Origin of the sequence: Myxococcus sp. RHSTA-1-4, from assembly GCF_020037125.1 — a bacterium.
GTDB lineage: Bacteria > Myxococcota > Myxococcia > Myxococcales > Myxococcaceae > Myxococcus.
This window is the reverse complement of record NZ_JAIQDG010000015.1, coordinates 146,389-169,843: the sequence shown is the minus strand read 5'-3', so window position 1 is coordinate 169,843 and position 23,455 is coordinate 146,389. Positions and strand designations below refer to the sequence as shown.

At 69.4% G+C, this 23,455-nt stretch carries 28 protein-coding genes; 19 read left to right on the top strand and 9 right to left on the bottom strand.

The genetic code is table 11. The features are described from left to right. The first annotated feature begins 37 nt into the window (after positions 1-37). The 3 genes from K8638_RS21370 (at position 38) to K8638_RS21360 (ending at position 4,866) form a co-directional block, all read left to right on the top strand. The gene (locus K8638_RS21370) at positions 38-838 is read left to right on the top strand and encodes an IF-2 protein (RefSeq protein ID WP_223756422.1); all 801 of its coding nucleotides are present in this window, start codon (positions 38-40) and stop codon (positions 836-838) included. Between the two features lie 447 nt (positions 839-1,285). Next, the gene (locus K8638_RS21365; protein WP_223756421.1) at positions 1,286-3,778 is read left to right on the top strand and encodes a ribonucleoside-diphosphate reductase subunit alpha; all 2,493 of its coding nucleotides are present in this window, start codon (positions 1,286-1,288) and stop codon (positions 3,776-3,778) included. A gap of 77 nt (positions 3,779-3,855) precedes the next feature. Beyond that, positions 3,856-4,866, top strand: coding sequence for a ribonucleotide-diphosphate reductase subunit beta (locus tag K8638_RS21360; protein ID WP_223756420.1), 1,011 nt, complete (start codon positions 3,856-3,858; stop codon positions 4,864-4,866). A gap of 71 nt (positions 4,867-4,937) precedes the next feature. On the opposite strand, the gene K8638_RS21355 is transcribed toward K8638_RS21360, so the two are convergent. Then, positions 4,938-5,189: a DUF2188 domain-containing protein gene (locus K8638_RS21355; RefSeq protein WP_223756419.1), complete on the bottom strand. Its 252-nt coding sequence runs from the start codon at positions 5,187-5,189 to the stop codon at positions 4,938-4,940. A gap of 311 nt (positions 5,190-5,500) precedes the next feature. Here K8638_RS21355 and K8638_RS21350 point away from each other — a divergent pair, with 311 nt between their 5' ends. Then, positions 5,501-6,154 carry a hypothetical protein gene (locus tag K8638_RS21350; protein WP_223756418.1) on the top strand — a complete coding sequence of 218 codons (654 nt, stop codon included), beginning with the start codon at positions 5,501-5,503 and terminating at the stop codon, positions 6,152-6,154. Between the two features lie 6 nt (positions 6,155-6,160). Here K8638_RS21350 and K8638_RS21345 read toward each other — a convergent pair whose 3' ends face one another. The 5 genes from K8638_RS21345 to K8638_RS21325 all read right to left on the bottom strand — a co-directional run bounded on the left by K8638_RS21345 (position 6,161) and on the right by K8638_RS21325 (position 10,067). Continuing rightward, positions 6,161-6,793 (bottom strand): LysE family translocator, encoded by a 633-nt coding sequence (locus tag K8638_RS21345; RefSeq protein ID WP_223756417.1) that lies wholly within the window; start codon positions 6,791-6,793, stop codon positions 6,161-6,163. Between the two features lie 185 nt (positions 6,794-6,978). After that, complete coding sequence (gene aqpZ, locus K8638_RS21340; protein WP_223756416.1) at positions 6,979-7,812, bottom strand: aquaporin Z; 834 nt, start codon at positions 7,810-7,812, stop codon at positions 6,979-6,981. Positions 7,813-8,042: 230 nt separating this feature from the next. After that, on the bottom strand, positions 8,043-8,576 hold the full coding sequence (gene hpt / locus K8638_RS21335) for a hypoxanthine phosphoribosyltransferase (RefSeq protein ID WP_223756415.1): 534 nt from the start codon (positions 8,574-8,576) through the stop codon (positions 8,043-8,045). Positions 8,577-8,597: 21 nt separating this feature from the next. Continuing rightward, complete coding sequence (locus K8638_RS21330; protein ID WP_223756414.1) at positions 8,598-9,413, bottom strand: uracil phosphoribosyltransferase; 816 nt, start codon at positions 9,411-9,413, stop codon at positions 8,598-8,600. Positions 9,414-9,467: 54 nt separating this feature from the next. Beyond that, entirely contained in the window at positions 9,468-10,067 is a 600-nt protein-coding gene (locus K8638_RS21325) for a thymidine kinase (protein WP_223756413.1), read from the bottom strand. A 196-nt stretch (positions 10,068-10,263) separates the two neighbouring features. Between K8638_RS21325 and K8638_RS21320 the strand changes: the two genes are divergently transcribed. The 12 genes from K8638_RS21320 (at position 10,264) to dnaB (ending at position 19,968) form a co-directional block, all read left to right on the top strand. Then, a complete protein-coding gene (locus tag K8638_RS21320; protein ID WP_223756412.1) occupies positions 10,264-10,644 on the top strand; it encodes a DUF5658 family protein in 381 nt (126 codons plus the stop codon). Between the two features lie 133 nt (positions 10,645-10,777). Next, positions 10,778-11,077 (top strand): septation regulator SpoVG, encoded by a 300-nt coding sequence (gene spoVG / locus K8638_RS21315; protein ID WP_223756411.1) that lies wholly within the window; start codon positions 10,778-10,780, stop codon positions 11,075-11,077. 44 nt (positions 11,078-11,121) lie between these two features. Beyond that, a complete protein-coding gene (locus K8638_RS21310; RefSeq protein ID WP_223756410.1) occupies positions 11,122-12,072 on the top strand; it encodes a ribose-phosphate pyrophosphokinase in 951 nt (316 codons plus the stop codon). Positions 12,073-12,252: 180 nt separating this feature from the next. Further along, positions 12,253-12,933: a 50S ribosomal protein L25/general stress protein Ctc gene (locus K8638_RS21305; RefSeq protein WP_223756409.1), complete on the top strand. Its 681-nt coding sequence runs from the start codon at positions 12,253-12,255 to the stop codon at positions 12,931-12,933. A gap of 78 nt (positions 12,934-13,011) precedes the next feature. Next, on the top strand, positions 13,012-13,587 hold the full coding sequence (pth, locus tag K8638_RS21300) for an aminoacyl-tRNA hydrolase (protein WP_223756408.1): 576 nt from the start codon (positions 13,012-13,014) through the stop codon (positions 13,585-13,587). Between the two features lie 278 nt (positions 13,588-13,865). Next, on the top strand, positions 13,866-14,336 hold the full coding sequence (gene rpsF / locus K8638_RS21295) for a 30S ribosomal protein S6 (protein WP_223756407.1): 471 nt from the start codon (positions 13,866-13,868) through the stop codon (positions 14,334-14,336). A 50-nt stretch (positions 14,337-14,386) separates the two neighbouring features. Beyond that, positions 14,387-14,791 carry a 30S ribosomal protein S18 gene (gene rpsR / locus K8638_RS21290; RefSeq protein ID WP_223756406.1) on the top strand — a complete coding sequence of 135 codons (405 nt, stop codon included), beginning with the start codon at positions 14,387-14,389 and terminating at the stop codon, positions 14,789-14,791. Between the two features lie 27 nt (positions 14,792-14,818). Continuing rightward, entirely contained in the window at positions 14,819-15,262 is a 444-nt protein-coding gene (rplI, locus tag K8638_RS21285) for a 50S ribosomal protein L9 (protein ID WP_223756405.1), read from the top strand. Positions 15,263-15,439: 177 nt separating this feature from the next. Further along, on the top strand, positions 15,440-16,606 hold the full coding sequence (locus K8638_RS21280) for an acyltransferase family protein (protein WP_223756404.1): 1,167 nt from the start codon (positions 15,440-15,442) through the stop codon (positions 16,604-16,606). Positions 16,607-16,613: 7 nt separating this feature from the next. Further along, entirely contained in the window at positions 16,614-17,732 is a 1,119-nt protein-coding gene (locus K8638_RS21275) for a sensor histidine kinase (protein WP_223756403.1), read from the top strand. Then, on the top strand, positions 17,729-18,499 hold the full coding sequence (locus tag K8638_RS21270) for a LytTR family DNA-binding domain-containing protein (protein ID WP_223756402.1): 771 nt from the start codon (positions 17,729-17,731) through the stop codon (positions 18,497-18,499). The genes K8638_RS21275 and K8638_RS21270 overlap by 4 nt, the downstream gene beginning before the upstream one ends. 101 nt (positions 18,500-18,600) lie before the next feature. Then, the gene (gene dnaB, locus K8638_RS21265) at positions 18,601-19,968 is read left to right on the top strand and encodes a replicative DNA helicase (RefSeq protein ID WP_223756401.1); all 1,368 of its coding nucleotides are present in this window, start codon (positions 18,601-18,603) and stop codon (positions 19,966-19,968) included. Here dnaB and K8638_RS21260 read toward each other — a convergent pair whose 3' ends face one another. From K8638_RS21260 to thiE, 3 genes are read right to left on the bottom strand one after another with little or no spacing between them, the layout of a single operon-like run. Beyond that, positions 19,969-20,703, bottom strand: a complete 735-nt coding sequence (locus tag K8638_RS21260) for a bifunctional hydroxymethylpyrimidine kinase/phosphomethylpyrimidine kinase (protein ID WP_223756400.1) — start codon at positions 20,701-20,703, stop codon at positions 19,969-19,971. Then, positions 20,700-21,464 carry a gamma-glutamyl-gamma-aminobutyrate hydrolase family protein gene (locus K8638_RS21255; RefSeq protein ID WP_223756399.1) on the bottom strand — a complete coding sequence of 255 codons (765 nt, stop codon included), beginning with the start codon at positions 21,462-21,464 and terminating at the stop codon, positions 20,700-20,702. Before K8638_RS21255 ends, K8638_RS21260 begins: the two co-directional genes overlap by 4 nt. A 20-nt stretch (positions 21,465-21,484) precedes the next feature. Then, complete coding sequence (thiE, locus tag K8638_RS21250; protein ID WP_223756398.1) at positions 21,485-22,141, bottom strand: thiamine phosphate synthase; 657 nt, start codon at positions 22,139-22,141, stop codon at positions 21,485-21,487. Positions 22,142-22,233: 92 nt separating this feature from the next. On the opposite strand from thiE, the gene K8638_RS21245 reads away from it, so the two are divergent. The 3 genes from K8638_RS21245 to K8638_RS21235 are packed head-to-tail and all read left to right on the top strand — an operon-like array spanning position 22,234 to position 23,449. Next, complete coding sequence (locus tag K8638_RS21245) at positions 22,234-22,488, top strand: hypothetical protein (RefSeq protein ID WP_223756397.1); 255 nt, start codon at positions 22,234-22,236, stop codon at positions 22,486-22,488. Then, positions 22,485-22,799: a DUF1844 domain-containing protein gene (locus tag K8638_RS21240; RefSeq protein WP_223756396.1), complete on the top strand. Its 315-nt coding sequence runs from the start codon at positions 22,485-22,487 to the stop codon at positions 22,797-22,799. Before K8638_RS21245 ends, K8638_RS21240 begins: the two co-directional genes overlap by 4 nt. Continuing rightward, on the top strand, positions 22,796-23,449 hold the full coding sequence (locus tag K8638_RS21235) for a hypothetical protein (protein WP_223756395.1): 654 nt from the start codon (positions 22,796-22,798) through the stop codon (positions 23,447-23,449). Before K8638_RS21240 ends, K8638_RS21235 begins: the two co-directional genes overlap by 4 nt. Positions 23,450-23,455: the final 6 nt, after the last annotated feature.

Sequence of the window (23,455 nt, the reverse complement as noted above, 5' to 3'; positions counted from 1 at the left end):
ATCGGCCTCGCGCCTGTCCGTCAGGAGAGCAGGCGACATGAACGCAGCGGGACAACAGGGATTCGGCTACCGGGCGAAGCGCACCTTCACGCGTCTGCTCGTCTTCACCCTCATCCTCGGCCTGGGCGGGCTGGTGGTCTTCTTCCGCTCCCAGCTCAACGCGCGCACCTTCACCCTGGCCCTCATGGACGGGCAATTGGTGGTGATGAAGGGCCGCAACGCCCCCGCGGGCGCCCTCCCCTACCGCCCCGGGGACCCGCGCCTGGCGGACGCCTATGCCCCCATCGCCGTGGAGGGCCAGGACGTCACCGCGCTCGTCCAGCGCAGCTTCACCGAGCGGGACGAGCTGGACCGGGCCCTCTTCCCCCTCCTGGAGGCCCTGGCGCGCCCCAGAATCGCCTCCGACGAGCCGGCCCGGGTGGACCAGGGGCTGTACTACCTGCGCCGCGCGGAGAAGCTCTCCGGCATCACCGAGGAGCAGCGCCTGACGCTCCAGAAGCTGATGACGGACGTGGCCTACTACCAGGCCCGCCAGAAGCTGGAGGACGCCCGCCGCCTCGTCAGCGACGCCCTCACCCAGCTCAGGCTCGCCGCGGAGAGTGAGAGCCGCCACGCCCGCAGCGCCAACCAGATGCTCTCCACCGTCTCCCCCGCCGCCCGGGATTTGGAGGAAGCCCTCCGCCGCGCCGTGCACACCCTCAGCGGCCCCCAGGAGGCCCCCAGGCCCGCCCCGGAGGCGCCGGTGGCCCCACCCCCCGCACCTGCCGGCGGGACGCCGGAAGGAACCCCTCCGACGGCCCCGGTTCCGGCCGCTCCCGACTCCGGCTCCAGCCCCTGATTCGGGGCCATTTCCTGCCGCTCAGGTTGGATTCCAGGAGGCCCATACAACGCGTCTCTGGTCGCATCACCAACTGTCGTAATCACAACGTGACAAATCGCGTTGGAGATCGATCATAGATTGCAATGATCGGGCCCAGCCGGGCACTAGATCTCGCGTTGACAGTCTGGGGACCCCCCCATAGCTTGTGGCCGGTCGACGGTGCCCCACCGGAGACACCGCTGTGACGTGGGGCTGAGGAGGGGTTGTGGGAATCTTGCGCACAGCAGCCATCTACCTCATACATCACCGTAGACATCCGGTCGCACCCAGACCGTAGACCCGTTCTCCTCCAAGGACGGGTCCTTCCCTGAACACTTTTCCAGTAGCGTGACCTGGGGCGCCGTCCCCCCGGGGCAGAGCCGGTGTCTGCCCAGGGCCACGCTTTTTGTCCGGAGTGAGCCGCTCGTGAACTTCGAAACGCCCGTGAAGCCCGCCACCGCCAACCTGCCCGTCCCGCCCGTGACCAACGGTCACCCCGTGGCGTCCGCGAGTCCCGCGCCGGTGGTTTCGGAGGCGCCTCCGGCCGAGTTCACCTCCACCACGATGCGCGTGCGCAAGCGCAATGGCTCCACGGAGCCGGTGGACCTCAACAAGATTGTCCGCGCGGTGGGCCGCTGCTGCGTGGGTCTGCCCCGCGTGGACGTGATGCGGGTGGCCACGAAGACCATCTCCGGCCTGTACGACGGCGCCACCACGCGCGAGCTGGACAGCCTCTCCATCCAGACGGCCGCGGCCCTCATCGCCGAGGAGCCCGAGTACGGCCGCCTCTCCGCGCGCCTGCTGTCCGCCTTCATCCAGAAGGAGGTCAGCAACCAGGAGATCCACTCCTTCAGCCAGTCCATCGCCGCCGGCCACAAGCACGGCCTCATCGCGGACCGGCTGCTCCAGTTCGTCCAGGCCAACGCGCGCAAGCTCAACGCCGCCATCGACCCGTCGCGCAACGACTTGTTCGAGTACTTCGGCCTGCGCACCGTCTATGACCGGTACCTCCTGAAGAACCCCGTCACCCGCGAGGTGCTGGAGACGCCGCAGGAGTTCTTCCTCCGCGTGGCGTGCGCGCTCAGCGGCGACAACGCGCGCGAGGCGATTGAACTCTACCGGCTGTTCAGCTCGCTGGAGTACATGCCCAGCTCGCCCACGCTGTTCAACTCGGGCACGCGCCACGAGCAGCTCTCGAGCTGCTTCCTGCTGGACTCGCCCGCGGACGAGCTGGACGCCATCTACCGGAAGTACTCGGACATCGCGATGCTGTCGAAGTTCTCCGGCGGCATCGGCGTGGCGTACCACCGGGTGCGCGCGCGCGGCTCGCTCATCCGCTCCACCAACGGCCACTCCAACGGCATCGTCCCCTGGCTGAAGACGCTGGACGCCTCCGTCGCGGCGGTGAACCAGGGTGGCAAGCGCAAGGGCGCGTGCTGCGTGTATCTGGAGTCGTGGCACGCGGACATCGAGGACTTCCTCGAGCTGCGCGACAACACCGGTGACGAGGCCCGCCGCACGCACAACCTGAACCTGGCCAACTGGGTGCCGGACCTCTTCATGCGGCGCGTGGAGGCGGACGCCGACTGGAGCCTGTTCGACCCGAAGAGCGTCCCGCACCTGATGGACCTGTACGGCGAGGCGTTCGAGAAGGCCTACGCCGAGGCCGAGGCCGCCGGCCTGGCGATGCGCAAGGTGAAGGCGAGAGACCTCTACGCCCGGATGATGAAGACGCTGGCGCAGACGGGCAACGGCTGGATGACCTTCAAGGACATCAGCAACCGCAAGAGCAACCAGACGGGCCGGGACAACAACGTCATCCACCTGTCCAACCTGTGCACCGAAATCCTGGAGGTGACGAGCCAGGGTGAGACGGCGGTGTGCAACCTGGGCTCGCTGAACCTGGGCCGCATGGTGGTGGACGGGAAGTTCGACTTCGAGCGCCTGCGCGCCAACGCCCAGCTCGCGCTGAAGCAGTTGGACCGGGTCATCGACCTCAACTACTACCCCATCCCCACCGCCGCGGATTCGAACCGCCGCTGGCGCCCGGTGGGCCTGGGGCTGATGGGCCTGCAGGACGTCTTCTTCCAGCTCCGGCTGCCGTTCGACGCCCCGGAGGCGCGGGCGCTCTCCAAGAAGATCTCCGAGGAGATCTACTTCGCGGCGCTGTCCACCTCGTGCGACCTGGCCGAGCAGTTCGGCGCGCACCCGTCCTTCCCGGAGACGCGCGCGGCGAAGGGCGAGCTGCAGTTCGACAGCTGGGGCGTGGTGCCCGAGGACACGGCGCGCTGGGACGCGCTGCGTGAGCGCATCAAGAAGCACGGCCTGCGCAACTCGCTGATGATTGCGATTGCGCCCACCGCGACCATTGCCTCCATCGTCGGCTGCTACGAGTGCATCGAGCCGCAGGTGTCCAACCTGTTCAAGCGCGAGACGCTGTCGGGCGACTTCCTCCAGGTGAACCGCTACCTGGTGCGCGACCTCCAGGCGCTGGGGCTGTGGAACGAGAACGTCCGCAACCGCATCAAGATGGCCGAGGGCAGCGTGCAGGACATCACCGAGCTGCCGGAGAACCTCCGGGCGGTGTACCGCACGGCATGGGAGATTCCGATGCGCTCGCTCATCGACATGGCGGCGGACCGCGGGGCCTTCATCGACCAGAGCCAGTCGCTGAACCTGTTCGTGGAGACGCCGAACATCGGCAAGCTCTCCTCGATGTACTTCTACGCGTGGCAGAAGGGCCTGAAGACGACGTACTACCTGCGCTCGCGCCCGGCCACGCGCATCGCGAAGGCCACCATCGGCGCGGGTGGCACGGCCACGGCGGCGACGGCCCCTGTCCCGGTGGCGAAGGCGACGGAGGCCGAGGCGGTGGCCTGCTCGCTGGAGAACCCGGAGTCGTGCGAGGCCTGCCAGTAGGCCCGTAACGCCTCCGACGAGAGATTGACGAAGCACGTCCGAGTCCCCGCGCGCGCGGCGCAAGGAGCACCGAAGAAATGCTGTTGAACCCTGGAATGAACCTGACGCTGCGCCCGATGGCGTACCCGGCGTTCTTCGAGATGTACAAGAACGCCATCAAGAACACCTGGACGGTGGAGGAGGTGGACTTCTCCACGGACCTGGTGGACCTGCGGGCGAAGATGACGGACGCGGAGCGCCACCTCATCCACCGGCTGGTGGCGTTCTTCGCGACGGGGGACAGCATCGTCGGCAACAACCTGGTGCTGAACCTCTACAAGCACATCAACGCCCCCGAGGCGCGGATGTACCTGTCGCGGCAACTCTTCGAGGAGGCGCTGCACGTCCAGTTCTACCTGACGCTGCTGGACACGTACGTGCCGGACCCGGCGGAGCGGGCGAAGGCGTTCGCCGCGGTGGACAACATCCCGTCCATCCAGCGCAAGGCGCGCTTCTGCATGAAGTGGATGGACAGCATCCACGAGCTGAACGAGCTGAAGACGAAGGAGGACCGGCGCCGGTTCCTCCTGAACCTCATCTGCTTCGCGGGCTGCATCGAGGGGCTCTTCTTCTTCGCCGCCTTCGCCTACGTGTACTTCCTGCGCAGCAAGGGCCTCTTGAACGGCCTGGCGGCGGGGACCAACTGGGTGTTCCGTGACGAGAGCGCGCACATGGCGTTCGCGTTCGAGTGCATCCAGGTGGCGCGCAAGGAGGAGCCGGACCTCTTCGACGCGCAGATGGAGCGCGACGTGGTGGCGATGCTCCGCGAGGCGGTGGAGTGCGAGACGCAGTTCGCGCAGGACCTGCTGAGCGGCGGCGTCATGGGTCTGTCCGTGCAGGACATGCGCGGCTATCTGGAGTACACGGCGGACCAGCGGCTGCAGATGCTGGGGATTGCGCCCATCTTCCGGACGAAGAACCCGCTGCACTTCATGGACCTGCAGGACGTGCAGGAGCTCACGAACTTCTTCGAGCGCCGCGTGTCCTCGTACCAGGTGGCGGTGGGCGTGGGCGCGGCGACGGACGTGGTGTTCGACGCGGCGTTCTGACGCGGGCTCCTGTCGCCCCGCGAAGAAGGGCCACCCGGGCTCCCTGCACCGGGTGGCGGCCCTGCCGGGGCCTACCCCTTCGACGAGCTCGGGTCGGAGCCGTAGCTGTTCTTCCGCCCGATGCTCCCATCGGCATTGTGGATGGTGTGCTCGGTCCGCCGCTCCTGGGCCTGAGCCCTTCCCGCGTCGATTGCACGCGCCTTGAGCCGGTGCGAGCTCGTCACCTTCCCGTTCACCTGGTTGACCCAGCCCGCCCCGTTTGGATTGGGCGTGGTGTGCACACCGCCACCGCGACCGCCATTCTTCGCCGTGTTCTTCGCCATGTGAGCGCCTCCTGATGTCCGCTCTCCGAGGGCGCGGACGTTGTGGTTGCAGGCTGTGACGCGCGCTCCGTGCGGCGGGTTCCACGCGCCAGGAGGGCCTGCTCTTTCGTTCGTCCGGAGTGTCCAACTCGCAACGCGGACGTCCTCCGCCCCAGGGATTCCCGAGACACCTCTCTGGGAAATAGACGTCCCACGAGAGGTGGATGTGAAGAACCGCGAAGCAGGAGGCGGTGCTCCATTTCCCCTCCATCGCGCCCTGCCCCGCCCCGCCCGGAAGCACCGTCCCGGCCGTGCTAGAACGGGACGCACCCATGGACCGCGTCACTCCGTTCCTCTGGCTCTGGATGCTCTTCTTCGCCGTCAACGCCCTCTGGGCCCTGGCCCAGGCGGCGGTGGCGAGCACCCTGGGCGCGCGGCCCGTGCTCGTGGACCTGGGCTTCGGGCCCATCCTGCTGTCCGGGCGTATGGGCGGCATCGTCTGGTCCTTCCGCCCCATTGCCCTCGCCAGCTCGGTGGGCTTCACCGAGGCCCAGACCGCGGAGGGCGTACCGCCGAAGAACCGGCTCCAGCAGCTCTCACTGCTCATGCACGCCGCGGTCATCCTCCTGCCGTGGGTCGTGCAGGTCGCCATCGCCATGACCTGCCTGGGCGCCAGCGAGGGCCTCCACCAGTTCGTGCGCGGCTTCACCCTGCCCTTCGAGCTCTCCCTGCTCCCTGGCCGGGTGGAGCGCTTCCTCGCGCTGCTCCGTGACGGAGAGTTCCTCCGCGCCTGGGGCCTCCTGAGCGCGAAGCTGGCCGCCATCAACCTCCTGCCGCTGCCGCTGCTCGCCGGCGGGCAGGTGCTGCTGCTGCCCTGGCGCAATGCCTATCCCGTCTGGGCCGGCCTGCTCCACCTGCTGAGCATGCTGGCCGTCCTGCCCTGGGCCGGCTACGTCGCGTACCTCGTCATCACCACCCTCTTCTGAAGCCCGCTACTCCCGCCCCTGAAGCGCCAGCCGGGCCCCCAGCGCGACGAACACCGCGCCCGTGACGCGCTTCTGCACCGAGGCCACGCGCGGGTTGCTCCGCAGCCAGCCACCGACCGCCCCCGCCGCGCCGGCCAGGAACACGAGCCACGTCGTCCCCGTCAGGTCGAACAGCAGCCCGAGCAGGACGAACTGGAGCCCCGCGGAGCCACGCGACGGGTCCACGAACTGCGGCAGGAAGGCGAGGAAGAACAAGGCCACCTTCGGGTTGAGCACGTTGGTGACGACGCCGTCGCGGAAGATGCGCCAGAGGCTCGTGGGCTGGAGTCCCTGCACCGCCTCGGGCCCGGCCTTGCTGCGCAGCATCTGCACGCCCATCCACACGAGGTAGATGGCGCCCACCCACTTCACCACCGTGAAGGCCATGGCGGACGTCGCCAACAGCGCGGACAGCCCAAGCGCCGCGGCGGCGATGTGGAACAGGCACCCGGCCGCGATGCCCAGCGCGGAGACGATGCCCGCCGACCGGCCCTGGCCGATGCTTCGGGCCAGCACGTACATCGTGTCCGGGCCCGGGGTGAGGTTGAGCGCGATGCCGGCCAGCATGAAGGCGGCGAGGCGGGTCGGGTCGAAGAGCATGGCGAGGCTCCACTCCGCGAGGCCCGGAGCGAGGCGCGGAACGTCGCGGCCCCGTTCCACGCCCGCCGTAATACGCCCACGCGCGGCCGACGGAAAGCACCGGGGGCTTTCCGGCCGGGGCATGACGAGGCGTGGAATGAAGGTTCCTTCCACTCGCACCACCGCCCGGAGGCCCCGGCCCCCCCTCAGGTACGCGCCTGGGAATCCGCCCGCTCCTGTCCCTGTATCCGCTCCAGGCGCTCGCGCTCCGTCGCGCGCTCCGCCGTGGTGGCGGTGATGGGCGCCACCGGGCGGAACGCCGTGCGGTACACGGCCGCGGCGGTGGCGCCGCCCAGCAGCGGCGCCACGATGAACAGCCACAACTGGCTCAGCGCCAGCCCACCCGCGAACACCGCCGGTCCCAGACTGCGCGCAGGATTCACGGACGTGTTCGTCACCGGAATCCCCACCAGGTGGATGAGCGCCAGCATCAGGCCGATGGCCAGCCCCGCGAAGCCCACCGGCGAGCGGGCGTCCGTGGCCCCCAGCACCGTCAGCACCAGCAGGAAGGTGAGCACCACCTCGGTGAGGAAGGCCGAGCCCACGCCGTACCCCTCCGGCGAGGCGGCACCGAAGCCGTTGGACGCCAGCCCCTCCACGGCCGCCGAGTAGCCTCCCGGCGCGCCCCGGGCAATCAACAGCACCACGCCCGCCGCGGCAATCGCCCCCACGCACTGGGCCACCACGTAGCCGAGCGCGTGCCGGGACTCCATCTTCCCCGAGAGCAGCAGGCCGAGCGTCACCGCCGGGTTGACGTGGCAGCCGGAGATGGGCCCCACCGTGTAGACCATCGCCAGCAGCGACAGCCCGAACGCGAGCGACACACCCAGGAAGCCGATGCGCTCCCCCGCCAGCACGGCCGCCCCCACGCCGCCCAGCACCAGCACGAAGGTCCCCACCAGCTCCGCCACGTACTTCCGGAGCGCCTCTTCGCTACCGGCCCGGGCCGGAGCGGACTTCACCGTGGATGCAGCAGACATGCGCAGCCTCTCTCCGCGGGGCCCGCGCCGCGGCTGCCCACGGCCGATGCCTCACGACACAAGCAGTCCCACGAGGGACGCTGCGCACGGGCAACCGGATGGCAACAGGGGCACCCACCACATGCCCGGAGGGCGGTATCCGCGAGAGGCCCTCGGCGTCCTGCTTCCCTCTGCCCGCGGCAGGCGCGCCGTCCCAGCATGGCCGGCGCGCCGCACAGCGGAAGACGGGCCTACTTCCCCTTCATCACGCCGATGAACGGCAGGTTCCGGTACACCTCGGCGTAGTCCAGGCCGTAGCCGACGACGAAGTGGTCGTCGATGACGAAGCCCTTGTAGTCGATGGTGATCTTCGTCCGGGCCCGCGCCGGCTTCTCCAGCAGCGAGCACAGCTTCAGGGACGCCGGGTGCCGGGCGTGCAGGTTCTCCAGCAGGAACTGCATGGTGAGCCCGGTGTCGATGATGTCCTCGACGACGAGCACGTGCTTGCCCGCCAGCGGCTTGGCCACGTCGGTGGTGACGCGCACCTCGCCCGTCGTCTCCGTGCCGCCCTGGTAGCTGGACACCCCCAGGAACTCTATCTTCACCGGCAGGTCGATGAGCTTCGCCAGGTCCATGGCGAAGAACGCGGAGCCCTTCAGCACGACGACGAGCGTCAGGTCCTTGCCTGCGTAATCGCGGGTAATCTCCGCGGCCAGCTCCCGCACCCGCTTCTGCACCGCGTCCTCGGAAATCAGGACACCGACTTGCTGCTCGTAGAACGCCAAGGGCTCCTCCGCTGCTCGCTGTTACACGTAGGCGTTGTTCATGATCTCCCCGAAGCCGCCACCACCGGGGACGATGTACTGCCGGTCATCCAGCCCCCGCTCCTTCTCCCAGAGCGCGCCCGGCTCCGTGCCGAACACCTCCGGTGGGGACATGCCCCTGTCCAGCCGGAGCGCGTAGATGATGACGTCCGGATGGTCCTTCGTCATCCGCCGCAGGTACTCCGGCGTGACGATGAGGTTCAGGGTGATGATGCGCCGGGGCCTGCCCGGCACCCGCGTCTTGTAGAGCGTAATGGCCGTGGACAGGCTGCCCCCCGTGGCCCCCATGGGGTCCGGGAAGAGCACGAAGGCGTCGTCCACGTCGCCGCCAATCTTGGCGCCGCCAATCTCCGAGCCCACCACCGACTGGGCCGCGTCAATCATGCGGCTCATGATGATGTGGTCCTGCCGCACCAGCGACGGGTCCACCGTGGTGTTCATCAGGTCGTACGTCACCTGCGACGGCAGCGTGCCCGCCCGGGCGATGTTCACCGTCACCACGCGCACCTGCGGGTCGATGACCTCGCCCTGGTAGAGGCCCTGCGGGGTGTAATCAATCATCCGCGTGGGCAGGCTCACCATCTTCCGGGGGAACTCCGCGTTCACCACCGTCTTCACCAGGTCGGCGTAGAGCTGCTCCACCAGCCGGTTGATCTGCGGCTGGATGACGCCCTTCGAGCACAACGTGGCGAGCTGCGAGAGGAGGAACGGATTGCCCACCAGGTGGACGTGCGGTCCATAGTGGTGGGTCATCTCGTTCAGCCGGTAGGGAACGTTCGCGTACAGGGTGTCGCGCATGCTGTCGGCTCCTCTCGCCCCGGGCTCCATGCCGGGGGACGACACTGTCCGCGCTCAGTCGAACAGCTTCAACGTCTGCGGCGGAGTCCCCTCCGTGGGCTCCGTCACGTGGCACTTGCGGCAGCGGGGCTCGTACGCCCCCGCCGCTCCCACCACCACGCGCTCCTCGCTCGAGACAATCCGCTGGGAACGATTGGCCGGATTCCCACACACCACGCAGATGGCCAGCTCCTTCGTCACATACTCGGAGATCGCCATCAACTGCGGCATCGGCTCGAAGGGCCGCCCCTGGTAGTCCTGGTCCAGCCCGGCGCAGATGACGCGCAGGCCCTTGTTGGCCAGCGCCTCCACCACCGCCACCACCTCGGCGCCGAAGAACTGCACCTCGTCGATGCCCACCACCTGGGTGTCCGCCGCCAGCCTGTAAAAAATCTCTTCAGCCCGGTCGATGGGGGTGGAGGTCACCTTGAGCTGCGAGTGGCTCACCACCAGCGTCTCGTCGTACCGGTTGTCGATGCGCGGCTTGAAGACCTGCACCTTCTGCTTGCCGTAGATGGCCCGCTGGACGCGGCGGATCAGCTCCTCCGTCTTGCCGGAGAACATCGAACCGCAGATGACCTCTATCCACCCGATATCTTTGGGGAATTGATGCAAGGAACGCTCGGTCGGCAGGGGCCGGGAAGGGCGCGGATAGTCTGTCACGCCCCCATGGGAGTCAACTTTCCACTGCACCCGTTCCGTGCGGGGAATCCACCGGGTCAAGGCCCGCCCGCCCGCCTGCTCCCGAAGGGGCCCTCCGGCGTTGGCAAGGCTCTTGAAGGGAGCCGCCACGTCGGTTGGGAGCGGGAGGGTGGGCGTGGCGGCGACAATCGAGCAGGCGCGGGGCGCGGCGTGGGGCAGCAGGGCTTCCTTCTACGTGTCACCGGCCTCGGTGGCGCTGTTGATGCTGAACCTGCTGGACGGGCTGTTCACCCTGCTCTTCCTGCAGCTCGGCGTGGCGGAGGAGCTCAACCCCCTCATGCGGGCGGCCTACGAGCAGTCACCGCTCTTCTTCATGTTCTCCAAGCTGCTCATCGTGAACGCCGGACTGTGCCTGCTGTGCCTGCACCGGCGGTTGAGGGCCAGCCGCATCGCCATCCGGGCGGGCGCCGTCGTCTACGCCATCATCGTCGTCTACCACCTGGCCTTCCTGACCCACCTGGTCCTGCACTGGCCGAGCGCCCTCCAGTAGTCCCTCCGGCAGTGGCGGACTGTGGGTGAATTGAACATTGGGCGGGGTGTCGCTCTCGCCTCCACTTGCATTTTACACCCGGTATGTCCCAGGCTTCCCATCAGCTCCGACCTTTCGGGTTCGGGGGGGGACCATGAACATCACCGACGTCCGGGTGTTTCCGGTCGAAGAGGACAAGCTCAAGGCGTACGTCACCATCACCCTGGATCATTGCTTCGTCATTCGCGATTTGAAGGTCATCCACGGCTCCTCCGGGCTGTTCATCGCGATGCCGGCAAAGAAGAGGAAGGATGGGACGTACAAGGACATTGCCCACCCGCTCAACGCGGACACGCGCAGCCAGATGGAGCGAATCATCCTGATCGAGTACGAGAAGCACCTTCACCAGGCGCAAGCAGGGATGCTTGCCCCCGCGGCAGCGGAACTGGACTAACGCCTTCCCTTCGGGTCGTGTCCAGGTTAGTCAGCGGCCCCACCATGCAGCCGCGCGACTTCAAGGTGTTCGCCGGGAACTCGAATCCCGGCCTGGCACATCGCATTTGCGAGTACCTCAAGCGCCCCCTGGGCAAAGCGGAGGTCGGTCGCTTCTCCGACGGGGAGATCCACGTCGAGATTGGGGAGAACGTCCGCGGTCATGACGTCTTCATCCTCCAGTCCACGTGCCCGCCAGCGAACGACCACCTGATGGAGCTGCTCATCATGTGCGACGCCCTCAAGCGGGCGAGCGCCGGCTCCATCACCGCCGTCATCCCCTACTACGGCTACGCCCGGCAGGACCGGAAGGTCGCCCCTCGCACGCCGATTACGGCCAAGCTCATCGCGGACCTGCTGGAGTCCGCCGGCGCCGGGCGCGTGGTGTCCATGGACATGCACGCCGGGCAGATCCAGGGCTTCTTCAACATCCCCTCGGACCACCTCTACGGCTCGCCGGTGTTCCTGGAGGACCTGCGCAAGCGCTTCCCGGACTCGCAGGAGCTCGTCATCGTCTCGCCGGACGCCGGTGGCGTGGAGCGCGCCCGCGCGTACTCCAAGCGGCTGAACACGGGCCTGGCCATCATCGACAAGCGCCGCCCGCGCCCCAATGCATCCGAGGTGATGAACCTCATCGGTGACGTGTCCGGCAAGGACGCCGTCCTGGTGGACGACATGGTGGACACCGCCGGCACGCTCACCCAGGCGGCCGCCGCGCTGAAGGCCAAGGGCGCGCGCCGCGTGGTGGCCTACGCCGTCCACCCCATCCTCTCCGGTCCGGCCATCCAGCGCATCACCGACTCGGTGCTGGAGGAGGTCGTCTTCACGGACACCGTGCCGCTGGCCCCCGCGGCGCAGGCCTGCTCGAAGATCCGCGTGCTCACCACCGAGCGCCTCTTCGGCGAGGCCATCGCCCGCATCCACCGCGCCGACTCGCTCAGCTCGCTGTTCGTCTGAGCCGGCGCACGACTGCCCGCCGGGCGGCTTGACTCCAGGCCTCCCGGCTGGCATGTGCACCCACCTCCATCGGTTCCCTTACGCGTAAGGGCGCCGTCTTCGGGGCCCGCCACTGGGGCGGGATGCCGAGGGCGCCAGGGCGGCCGGTGGCAACCGCAGTCCCTTTCGTGAGGCTTTTCCATGTCCGTCGACAAGAGCACCCTCGAGGCCAAGGCGCGTGAGGGCGCCGGCAAGGGCGTCGCGCGCCGCCTGCGCGCGCAGGGTCTGGTTCCCGCCGTGGTTTACGGCAAGCACCTGAAGCAGCCGGTGCACCTCGCCGTGGACCCCAAGTCCGTCCGCGCGGCCATCAACACCCCGCACAAGTTCAACACCCTCATCCAGATCAAGCTGGGCGGTGACACCCACCAGGTCCTCCTGAAGGACTACCAGATGGACCCCGTCACCCGCGAAATCCTCCACGTCGACTTCATCGGCGTGCGTGAGAACGAGCCGGTGAAGGTGAACGTGCCGCTGGTGCTCACCGGCAAGGCCGTGGGCGTGGCGGACGGCGGTCTGCTCACCCAGGTCCGCCGCGAGCTCGAGGTCTGGGCGCTGCCGAACGCCATCCCGGAGAAGATCGAAGCGGACGTGACGGAGATGAAGATCGCCGAGGCCATGCACGTCAACGACGTGAAGCTGCCCTCGGGCGTGTCCATCAAGACGAACGTCAACTACACCATCGCCGTCATCAGCGCGCCCGAGGCGGTGGAGGCGGCTCCGGCGGCGGCGGCTGCCGCGGCTCCGGCGGCGGCCCCGGCGGCGAAGGCTGGCGAGAAGGCGGCGGCTCCTGCCGCGGCGGCCAAGGCGCCCGCGAAGAAGTAGTCTTCGCTTCACGGATTCCTTCTGGAGCGGGGCTGGCCCGGCAAGGGGCTGGCCCCGTTCTCGTTTCTGGAGCCTCTCATGAAGCTCATCGTCGGGCTGGGCAACCCGGGGCGCGAGTACGAGCGGCACCGGCACAACATCGGGTTCATGGTGGTGGAGGCCCTGCTGTCCCGGGCCCGCGCGGAGCTGAACCAGGAGAAGTTCGCCGCGAAGGTGGGCCAGGGCACGCTGGCCGGCGAGCGCGTCCTCTTCCTGGAGCCGCAGACCTTCATGAACCTGTCGGGCCGCTCGGTGGGCGAAGCGGCGCGCTTCTACAAGGTGCCGGTGGAGGACGTGCTCGTCATCCACGACGAGTTGGACTTGCCCTTCGGCCGGCTCCAGCTCAAGGCGGGCGGCGGCAGCGGCGGCCACAACGGCCTCAAGAGCATCGTCTCCAGCCTGGGCTCGGAGACCTTCATCCGCCTGCGCTTCGGCATCGGCAAGCCGGAGGGCCCCAACGCCCGCGAGCGCGTGGCCGGCTACGTCCTGTCCGGCTTCGACGACGGGGAGCGCCGCCAGCTGGAGGAGCTCATCGGCCGCTCCATGGACATGACGGAGACCTGGATTCGCGAGGGCCTGTCGGTGGCCATGAACCGGTTCAACCGGAAGGCCTAGGGCCCCGGGGGCGCCCTGAATGCAGGCGGACGGGCATCCGGACCGCCCGGCCGCTTGACTTGAAGGGGGCCCCCTCCTACAAGGCGCGTTTCCTCCGCCGGGTAACGGCCCGGTGGGATGTTCTTTCACAGCTTCCCGTGTTCGAGCACGGGACGTAGCGCGAAGGTGACGGGCGCGCGGTTTCCCGTCCCCGGCGGCCGGTCCTCCTACGGACCGCCGACCGTTTCCCCGCTCCCCGGATGGTCCGGGGGGCACTCGACCCCAAGGGGAGAGAAAACATGGCTGAGACGCAGGCCGCGAAGCGGCTTCGTGAGTACGAGACCATCTTCCTGGTCAAGCCGGACCTGACGGACGACAACGTGGACAAGCTCAAGGAGCGCGTCCGCGGCATCGTTGGCCGTGAGGGCGGCAAGGTGATTCGCTTCACGGTGTGGGGCAAGAAGAAGACCCTGTTCCCCGTGGCGAAGCAGCCCCGCGCCATCTACATCCACGCCAGCTACCTGGGCAGCTCCAAGCTGGTGGCCGAGGTGGAGCGCAACCTCCGCAACTTCGACGAGGTCTCCCGCTACATCTCCGTGAAGGTCGCCGAAGAGGTGGACCCCGAGAGCCGTCCGGTCCTCGAGGACCTGAAGCTGGCCGGCGACGTCGAGGAGACCCGTCCGGGTGGCGCCCCCGCGGAGCGCGAGGGTGGCTTCCGTGGCGAGGACGCGGGTGAGGGTGCGGACGAGGAGTCGACCGAGGAGGCCTGAGAGCCACCGGGTCAGTTCCCTAGGGACCAATCCAGGAATCGAGAACGCTCATGAGCAACGGAACTGAGAGCAAGACGGGCTCCGCCCCGGGTGGCCGCACGGGTGGCTTCGGCGGCGGTGGTGGCTTTGGTGGTGGTGGCCGCGGTGGTGACCGTGGCGACCGCGGTGGGGATCGCGGCGGTGACCGCGGCGACCGCGGGATGGGTGGCGACGAGGACAAGCGCGGCGGTGGCCGCGGCTTCGGCCGCAAGAAGGTCTGCCGCTTCTGCGCCGAGAAGAACGCCACGGTGGACTTCAAGGACCAGGCGACGCTGAAGTACTTCGTCACCGAGCGCGGCAAGATCATCCCCCGCCGCATCTCCGGTAACTGCGCGAAGCACCAGCGCGAGGTGGCGGTGGCCATCAAGCGCGCCCGTGGCATCGCGCTCCTCCCCTACAACGCGGTGGTCGGCTAGCCGCCGGGTCCGCACAGGAGACTGAACATGAAGGTCATTCTGCGTGAGGACATCGAGAACCTCGGGAAGTCCGGGGACCTCGTCACCGTGAAGGACGGCTTCGGCCGCAACTACCTGCTGCCTCGCAAGAAGGCGGTGCTGGCGAGCGAGCAGAACATGCGCCAGCTCGAGCACGAGAAGGCGGTCATCACCGCTCGCAACGCCAAGCTGAAGGGCGCGGCGGAGGAGCAGGCGAAGAAGGTGGGCGCCATCAAGGTGACCATCAAGCGCAAGGTCGGCGAGCAGGACAAGCTGTTCGGCTCCGTCACCGCGCTGGACATCGCCGAGGCGGTCGCCGCCCAGGGCCAGCAGGTGGACCGCCGTTCCATCCACCTGCCCGAGCCCATCAAGTCCACGGGCAGCTTCGAGGTGGAGCTGCGGCTGCACCGCGAGGTGACGGCGAAGATCAAGGTCGACGTGGTGGCCGAGTAGTCGCCGCTGCTCGACTGACTGAAGTCAGGGAGGCCGTCCGGGGAGACCTGGGCGGCCTTTCTCTTGTGCGCCCGTCCGGCTCCGGCGTCCGGCTCGCGCCGCCCCCGGTCCGTCTGGCGACATCCGCGTGGAGCGCCTGGCGCGGGGTGCGTATCCGGAAGCGGAGGAGGCTCACCCATGAGCACCACCGCCGCGCCGAGAACCGCCGATGAACACCGCCCCGACCTGGACTGGCTCCGGGGGGTGGCCATCGTCCTGCTGCACCTGTTCCACACGGGGATGATGTTCAACACCTGGGACTGGCACGTGAAGAGCGCCCAGGCGCTGCCCGTCCTGGAGCCGGTGATGGAGGTGATGCACCACCTCCGCATGCCGCTGCTGATGTTCATCTCCGGCGTGGGCACGGCGCTCGCGCTGCGGCGGCGCTCGCTGGGGGGCTTCGCCGCGGACCGCGCGAAGCGGCTCCTGGGGCCGCTGCTCTTCGGCATGTTCGTGGTGGTGCCGCCGCAGGTCTACGTCGAGCAGGTGTTCCGCGGCCGCTTCCACGGGGGCTATGCGGAGTTCTACCCTTCGGTGTTCGACTTCGTGCCCTACCCCGCCGGCAGCTTCAGCTGGCACCACCTCTGGTTCGTCGCGTACCTCTTCGCCTGCTGCGTGCTCTCGCTGCCGCTCTTCGCCGCGCTGGGCACGGCGCGCGGGCAGGCGCTGCTCGGGCGCGTGGAGGGCTGGCTGTGCCGGGGCTGGAACGTGGCGTGGCTGTTCGCGCCGCTCGCGCTGAACGGGCTGCTGCTGCGCGGCTACCCGGAGACGCACGCGCTGTTCGATGATCCGAAGACCTTCGGCCACTACGGCCTGCTGTTCCTCCTGGGCCACCTGCTGGGCCGCTGCCCGCGTGTCTGGGACCACCTGGTGGAGCAACGGCGCGCGCTGCTGGCCGTGAGCGCGGTGCTCTTCGCCGTCATGGTGCCCGACAGCGAGTTCCCCCTGGTGGCGGAGGTGCTCGGGGCCCAGGCCGCCCTGTGGCTCTTCATCCTGACGGCGCTGGCCTGGGCGCGGGCGCGCATCCTCGTGCGCCGGCCCTGGCTGAGACATGCGCAGGAGCTGTCCTACCCCTTCTACATCCTCCACCAGACGGTCATCGTCGTCGTGGGCTACGTGTTCCTCGCACTGCCGGTGGGCCCGTGGGCACTCTTCGGGCTCGTGCTCGTGACGACCTTCGGCGCCACGTGGGCCCTGTGCGAGGGCGTGGCTCGAGTGCCCTGGCTGCGGCCGTGCTTCGGCATGAAGCCGCGCGCCGCCCGGGCCGCGGCTCCCCGGGCGGTGGAGGCGGGGCATACTGCCTGACGTGCCCATGTCCACCCACTCCTCCGAGGACACTCCGGCCGGCTGGCAGTGGCCGCGCATCCACGCGCGGCCCGCGCTGGTGCTGTTCGGCCTCTTCCTGGGAGTCGGGCTATGGAACGGGATGACGGTGTGCCTCACCATCCTCGGAGATGGGGGCATCGTCCCGGGCAGGGAGCCGTTCGTCTGGGAAATCACCGGGGCGCTGGGCGTCTGGGCCGTGCTGCCCATCATCCAGACGGCGGTGCTCAACGCGCCGGGGCCCGGCGTGGGTTGGGCGCGATTCCTGGGCATCCACGCGGCGGGCTACCTGCTCTTCACCGCCCTGCACATCGCGGTGATGGTGCCACCGCGGTACGCCATCTACTCGCTGCTGGGCTGGCGCGCCTACCACTATGGGGACCTGGCCTTCCGCATCCCCATGGAGGCGCAGAAGGACCTCCTCCTGTACGCGGGAGCCGCCACGGTGTGGAGCCTCCTCAACGCGTGGCGCGAGCGGCAGGCGCGGGCGCTCCGGGAGTCCTCGCTGGAGAGCGAGCTGCGGGAGGCGCGGCTCCAGGCGCTCACCGGACAGCTCCACCCGCACTTCCTCTTCAACGCCCTGAACACCATCAGCTCGGTGATGTACGAGGACCTGGCGCGCACGGACCGGCTGCTGAGTGACCTGGGCGGCCTGCTGCGCGCCAGCCTGGAGCGGCGGGAGCCCACGTGGACGCTCGCGGAGGAGCGCGCCCATACCGAGAGATTCGTGGCGCTGCTGGCCGCGCGCTTCGGCGGCCGCGTGACGGTGCGGTGGGACGTGGCGCCCGGGCTGGAGGGCGCGCGCGTGCCCTGCTTCGCGCTGCAGGCGCTGGTGGAGAACGCGGTGAAGCACAACCAGGACCGGCGCGAGGCGCTGGAAGTGCGCATCCGCGCCCGCGAGGACGGGGACGCGTGGCGGCTGGAGGTGGAGGACACGGGACGTGGCTTCGCGGAGTCCTCTCCCGCCTCGGGTCCCGGCGTGGGACTGGCTCACCTGGAGCGCATCCTCGTGCTGCTGCACGGTGAACGGGCGCGGCTGGAACGCGGAGGGAGCCCCGAGGGCGGCGCACGCGTGTCGCTGTGGCTGCCACGGGAGGCGACGGCGTGACCCGCTTCAGCGTGCTGGTGGTGGACGACGAGGCCCCCGCCCGGGCCAAGGTGAAGCGCCTGCTGGCGGACGATGCGCGCTTCGCCCTCGCGGGTGAGGCGGCGGACGGAACGGAGGCGCTGGAGCGAATCGAGGCGCTGCGCCCGGACCTGGTGGTGCTCGACGTGCAGATGCCGGGCCTCACCGGCTTCGAGGTGCTGGAAGCGCTGGGAGCGGAGAACGCCCCCGCCGTCATCTTCTCCACGGCCTACGACGCCTTCGCGCTCAAGGCCTTCGAGGCACACGCCGTGGATTACCTGCTGAAGCCCTACGACGCGGGCCGCTTCGGGAAGGCGCTCGACAAGGCGCACGCGCTGCTCGTCGGCGGAAGGAAGGACGCGGGAAGGCTCCAGGCGATGCTGGAGGACCCGTCCAGATCCGGCCCCACGCGGCCACTCGAGCGGCTGGTGGTGAAGGTGGGCGAGGCGTGGGTGCCGCTGAAGCTGGACGCCGTCCGGCGCCTGTCCTCGGAGGACAAGTACGTGCGGCTCTACACGGACCAGGGCGAGCATCTGATCCGCCAGAGCCTGCGAGCGCTGGAGGTGCGGCTGGACCCGGAGCGCTTCGTCCGCGTGCACCGGGGCGACCTCGTCAACCTGGACGCGGTGGCGCGACTGGAGCCCTGGACGCATGGAGATGGCATCCTCGTGCTCAAGGACGGCACCACGGTGGTGCTCAGCCGCACCTGGCGTGAGGCCTTCCTCGCACGGTGGGGGCTCCAAGGATGAGCCAGGGGGTGGGGCCGCCCCCCACCACCCACCCGGTGCTACAGGCCTGTTGCCGAAAACTGTAGCGATGTCAGGGCTGCCTGTAGAGTGAACGGGCAGCCATGGAAAACGTCCTCGACATGAGAGAAGGCCGCCGGGTTCACGAAGACCTGGCGGCGGAGCGTGCGGTGCTGGGCGCCGTGCTCGCGGACAACAGCCTCATCGCCGCGGTGGGCGAGGTGGTCCACCCGGACGACTTCTCCAGCCCCGCGCACGCGCAGATCTTCGCGGCGATGCTCAAGCTGGACGGCCAGTCCAAGCAGGTCGACCACCTGACGCTGGCCGAGGAACTGAAGGTGCAGGGGCAGCTCGTCGCCGTGGGCGGCCCCGCGTACCTGATGCGGCTGGACCAGGTGGTGCCGCTGGCGTCCAACGCCGTCCAGTACGCGCAGATCGTCAAGGACCAGGCCCTCCGCCGGCGCCTGGCCAACGTGGGCAAGGAGATTCAGGAGCTCGCCAGCTCGGAGACGGGCGAGCTGGAGGTGCTGCTCGACGAGGCCGAGCGCAAGGTGTTCCTCCTCGCGGAGAAGAAGCGCGAGGGCGACCTGCGCCCGGTCAGCGAGCTGATGGAGCAGACGCTCGACCTGCTCGACAAGATGAAGGCCGCGGCCACGGGCGTGACGGGCCTGTCCACCGGCTACATCGACCTGGACATGCAGCTCACCGGCCTGCACGCGGGTGAGCTCATCATCCTCGCGGCGCGTCCCGGCATCGGCAAGACGTCCTTCGCGATGAACATCGCGGTGCACGCGGCGCTGAAGGAGAACAAGGCCGTCGGCATCTTCAGCCTCGAAATGCCCGCCGACCAGCTCCTGATGCGTCTGCTGGCCTCCACCGCGCGCGTGGACATGAAGAAGCTGCGCGGCGGCCGGCTCACGCCTCACGACGAGGAGAAGTTCCAGGAGATGGCGGGCGCGCTCTACAACGCCCCCATCTACATCGACGACTCGGGCGGTCTGTCCCCGTTCGACCTGCGCGCCAAGGCGCGGCGTGTGAAGCAGAAGGACCCGCGCCTGTCGCTGCTCGTCATCGACTACCTCCAGCTCATGCACCAGAAGGGCAAGGTGGAGAGCCGCCAGCTCGAGGTCGCGGAAATCTCCCGTGCGCTCAAGCAGCTCGCCAAGGAGCTGGAGGTGCCCATCATCGCGCTCAGTCAGCTCAACCGTAAGGTGGAGGAGCGCAAGGGTGGCAAGCCCATGCTGTCGGACCTGCGTGAGTCCGGCTCCATCGAGCAGGACGCCGACGTGGTGATGTTCATCCACCGTGAGGAGACGGAAGAAGGCGGCGGGGACGGCCCGCCCCAGCCCTCCAGCACCGTCATCCCGGTGGAGCTCATCATCGCAAAGCAGCGTAACGGCCCGGTCGGCTCCATCGACCTGGTGTTCCTCTCGGAGTTCACCCGCTTCGAGAGCCGCACCCGCGGCGAGTAGCTACCCGGCGCGAAGGTAGCGCACCACCAGTCCGCGAGCCGCGCGCACCGCGGCCTCCAGCGTGCGCCCGCGTCCCAGCTCCGTGGCCAGTGCGGACGCCAGCCGGCATCCCGTGCCTCGGCGCCCGGGCGCGCGCTCCAGCCACTCGCCGCGCAGCACCCGCACCCGCTCCGGCGTGGCCAGCACGTCCGCCAGGCCCTCCACGTCCGGAAGGTGCCCGCCCTTCACCAGCACCGCGCCGAAGCCGTACCGCGCCAGCGCCTCGGCGGCCTCGGCGGCCTCCGCCACCGTGCGGGGCACGGGCCGGCGCAGCAGCCACGCAACCTCATCCAGGTTCGGCGTGAGCACCACGCGCGGGCCCGCCAGCTCCAGGTACGCCCGCGCGGACAGGCGGGTCAGCGGCTCGCCCCGGGAGGTGCGCACCACCGGGTCCACCACCCACCACGCGTCCGCGCCCTTCAGCGCCGTACTCGCGGCGGAGAGCTGCGCGGCCCCGGGCACCATGCCCCACTTCACCGCGTGCAGCGGGCCCAGCTCACGCGCGGCGGCAATCTGCGCGGCCAGCACGCGCGGCGCGGCGGCCCGCCACATGAAGGTGGCGGTGCCCTGCGCCGTCTGCGCGGTGGGCACGGCCACCGGCTGCCCGCCCCGCGCGAGCACGGCGGCCACGTCCGCCAGGAGCCCTGCCCTCCCCGTGGGCTCGTGCCCGGCCAGCAGGAGGACGCGGGGACTCAACGCCGGTGCTCGCGCGCCTTCTGTACGAAGGACTTGTACAGGCCGTTGTGCACGGGAATGGTGGTGGCCATGTACTCCGGGTGCCACTGCACGCCCACCGCGAAGGCGTGGACGGTGGACTCGATGGCCTCCACCACGCCGTCCGGCGCCACCGCGCACACCGTGACGTCCTTGCCGGCCAGCCGCACCGACTGGTGGTGCGTGGAGTTGACCATGAGCTGGCCGTGCCCCACCGCCTCCGCCAGCAGCGTGCCGCTCTTCACGTCCACCGGGTGCTGGGGCTGGGTGCGGTCATGCTTCTGCTCGTGCTCGCGGGCGCCCTGCACCTCGCGGCTGATGTCCTGGAACAGCGTGCCGCCCAGGATGACGTTGAGCAACTGCATGCCGCCGCAGATGCCCAGCACGGGCATGTTGCGCTTGAGCGCGCCGCGCATCAGGGCCGCCTCGAACGCGGTGCGGCCCTCCTTCAGCGTGCCCAGGCCCTCGCGCGCCGGCTCCCCGTACACCTCCGGGGGGATGTCGAAGGCGCCGCCGGTGACGAGCACTCCGGAGACGCGGTCCAGGTACGCCTCCACGCACGTCGGGTCGTCCGAGTACGGCAGCACGAAGGGCAGCGCCCCCGCGCGCAGCACCGCCTCCGCGTAGGGCACCTTCAGCTCGTAGCGGGCGAAGGCCTGGTCCTCGGGCTGACTCCAGTCCGGGGTGATGCCGATGTTGGGGCGGCGCGGCGGCGGCCCGTGGTGTCGCGGATGGTTGTTCATGGATTTCCCGGCCGCGGAGGCTAGTTCCCCGCCCCGCCCTGTTCAAACGCGGCCACCAGCTGGCGAACGCGCTCGGCGATATCCCCGGCGAGCAGGGCGTCGGACACCACCGCCGCGCCATGCGCACCGGTGGCCGCCACCCGGGCGATGTTCTCCAGCCCCACGCCGCCAATGCCCACCACCGGCAGCGGGCTGTCCCGCACCACCGCCGCGAAGGCCTCCAGGCCCAGCACCGGCGCGGGCACCTGCTTCGTCGTGGTGCCGAAAACGGGCCCCACCCCCACGTAGTCCGCCCCCGCCGCCAGCGCCGCCCTCGCCCCCTCCACGCCCCGCGCCGTGACGCCCACCAGCCGGCCGGGCCCCAGCAGCTCGCGCGCGGCCTCCGGCGGCAGGTCCTCGTCACCCACATGTACGCCGTCCGCGCCCGCCAGCAGCGCCAGGTCCACCCGGTCGTTCACCAGGCACAGGGCCCCCGCGCGCCGGCACAGGGCGGCCACCTCGCGCGCGGCGGCCAGCGCGGCCCGGGGCGGGGTGCGCTTCATGCGCAGCTGCACCACCCGGGCCCCACCCGCCACCAGCCGCGCCGCCTTGTCCACCAGTGGGACATCCGGGAGGACGGTGTCGTCGCACAGCAGATAGGGACCACGGGGAAGCACGGGGCGGGGCGGGGCGTTCATCGGCACCAGGCAGCGTGGACGGCGGCGTTGACAGGCGCCCTCCCTGCTATAAGGTGGCGCGCTAATTTCCAAGCAATTCTGAGGATTTGAACATGGCGGATACGGCGGACCCGAAGTACCTCGACAAGCGCACCGCGGACCGGTACCTGCGCTCCGGCCAGCTCGACGAGAAGGCGTACGAGCGCCACCTCAAGGGCCTGCCCGACGTGGCGGAGAAGTCCGTCCCCGTGGAGACGCTGATGCTCGACGACGTCCAGGACGACTTCGAGGATGACGAGGACGACATCGACGACGAAGAGGACGAGGGCGGCGAGGACGAGAGCGACGAGGGAGCCGCCTCCGCATGAGCTCCGGGGACGAGAAGCGCGGCGAGACCTTCGTGATGCGGGGGGAAGCGCGCTCCGCGTCCGAGGAGTCCATTTCCTTCAGCACCTTCATCGTGGGGCTGGGCACCGCGGTGCTCATCCACCTCGGTGACGCTCCCAACCCGGAGACGGGCCAGACGGCGAAGGACCTGCCGCTGGCCCGGCAGAACCTGGACCTGCTCTCCATGCTTCGCGCGAAGACGAAGGGGAACCTCACGGTGGAAGAGGAGAAGCTCTTCGACGGGCTGCTCACCGACCTGCGCCTGCGCTTCGTGGAGGCAAGCAAGCGGTGACGGTGTCTGCTTCCCGCTCGAGCGGCCTGCCCCGGGGCATCCGCTTCGCCGCCATGCTGTGCCTGGTGATGTCGGCCTTCACCGGCTGGGTGGCCCTGAATGAGGCCACCACGCTCGCCCGCTTCTATGAAGCCCGGGAGCACGAGCTGGAGGCGAAGTACCCCGCCTGGATGGGAGACGAGGACTTCTTCCCCAAGGTGGTGAGGGCGCAGTACTCCGCCCTGGAGCCCATGCGCGAGCCGCGCACCCTGCTGATGGGCGTGCTCTCCGTGGCCTGCGCCTTCGTCTTCGTGGCGGCCGGGCGCATGCTCCGCCCGGACGGCCTGCCACGGGACGGCATGAGGAGGATGCTCGGCCGGGCCGCCATCACCGTGGCCGTGCTGCGCACGATTGACGGGGCCCAGTCCGCCGTGGTGCTACGCCGCGTCGGTCAGGTGATGGCGGAGTCCATGGGCCAGCTCCCGCTCGCCCAGGGGCAGGACCCGGTGGCCGCGGAGATGGTGCGCTCCGCGATGCCGTCCATGGCCGTGGGGATGTCCGTCCTCGGCACGGCCCTGGTGGCGGGCACCTTCGCCCTGCTCGGCCAGTACTTCCGCAGCGCGTCCGTCCGCGAGGTCATCACCGCCCACGACGGCCCTCCCGAGGAGTAGCCGCTT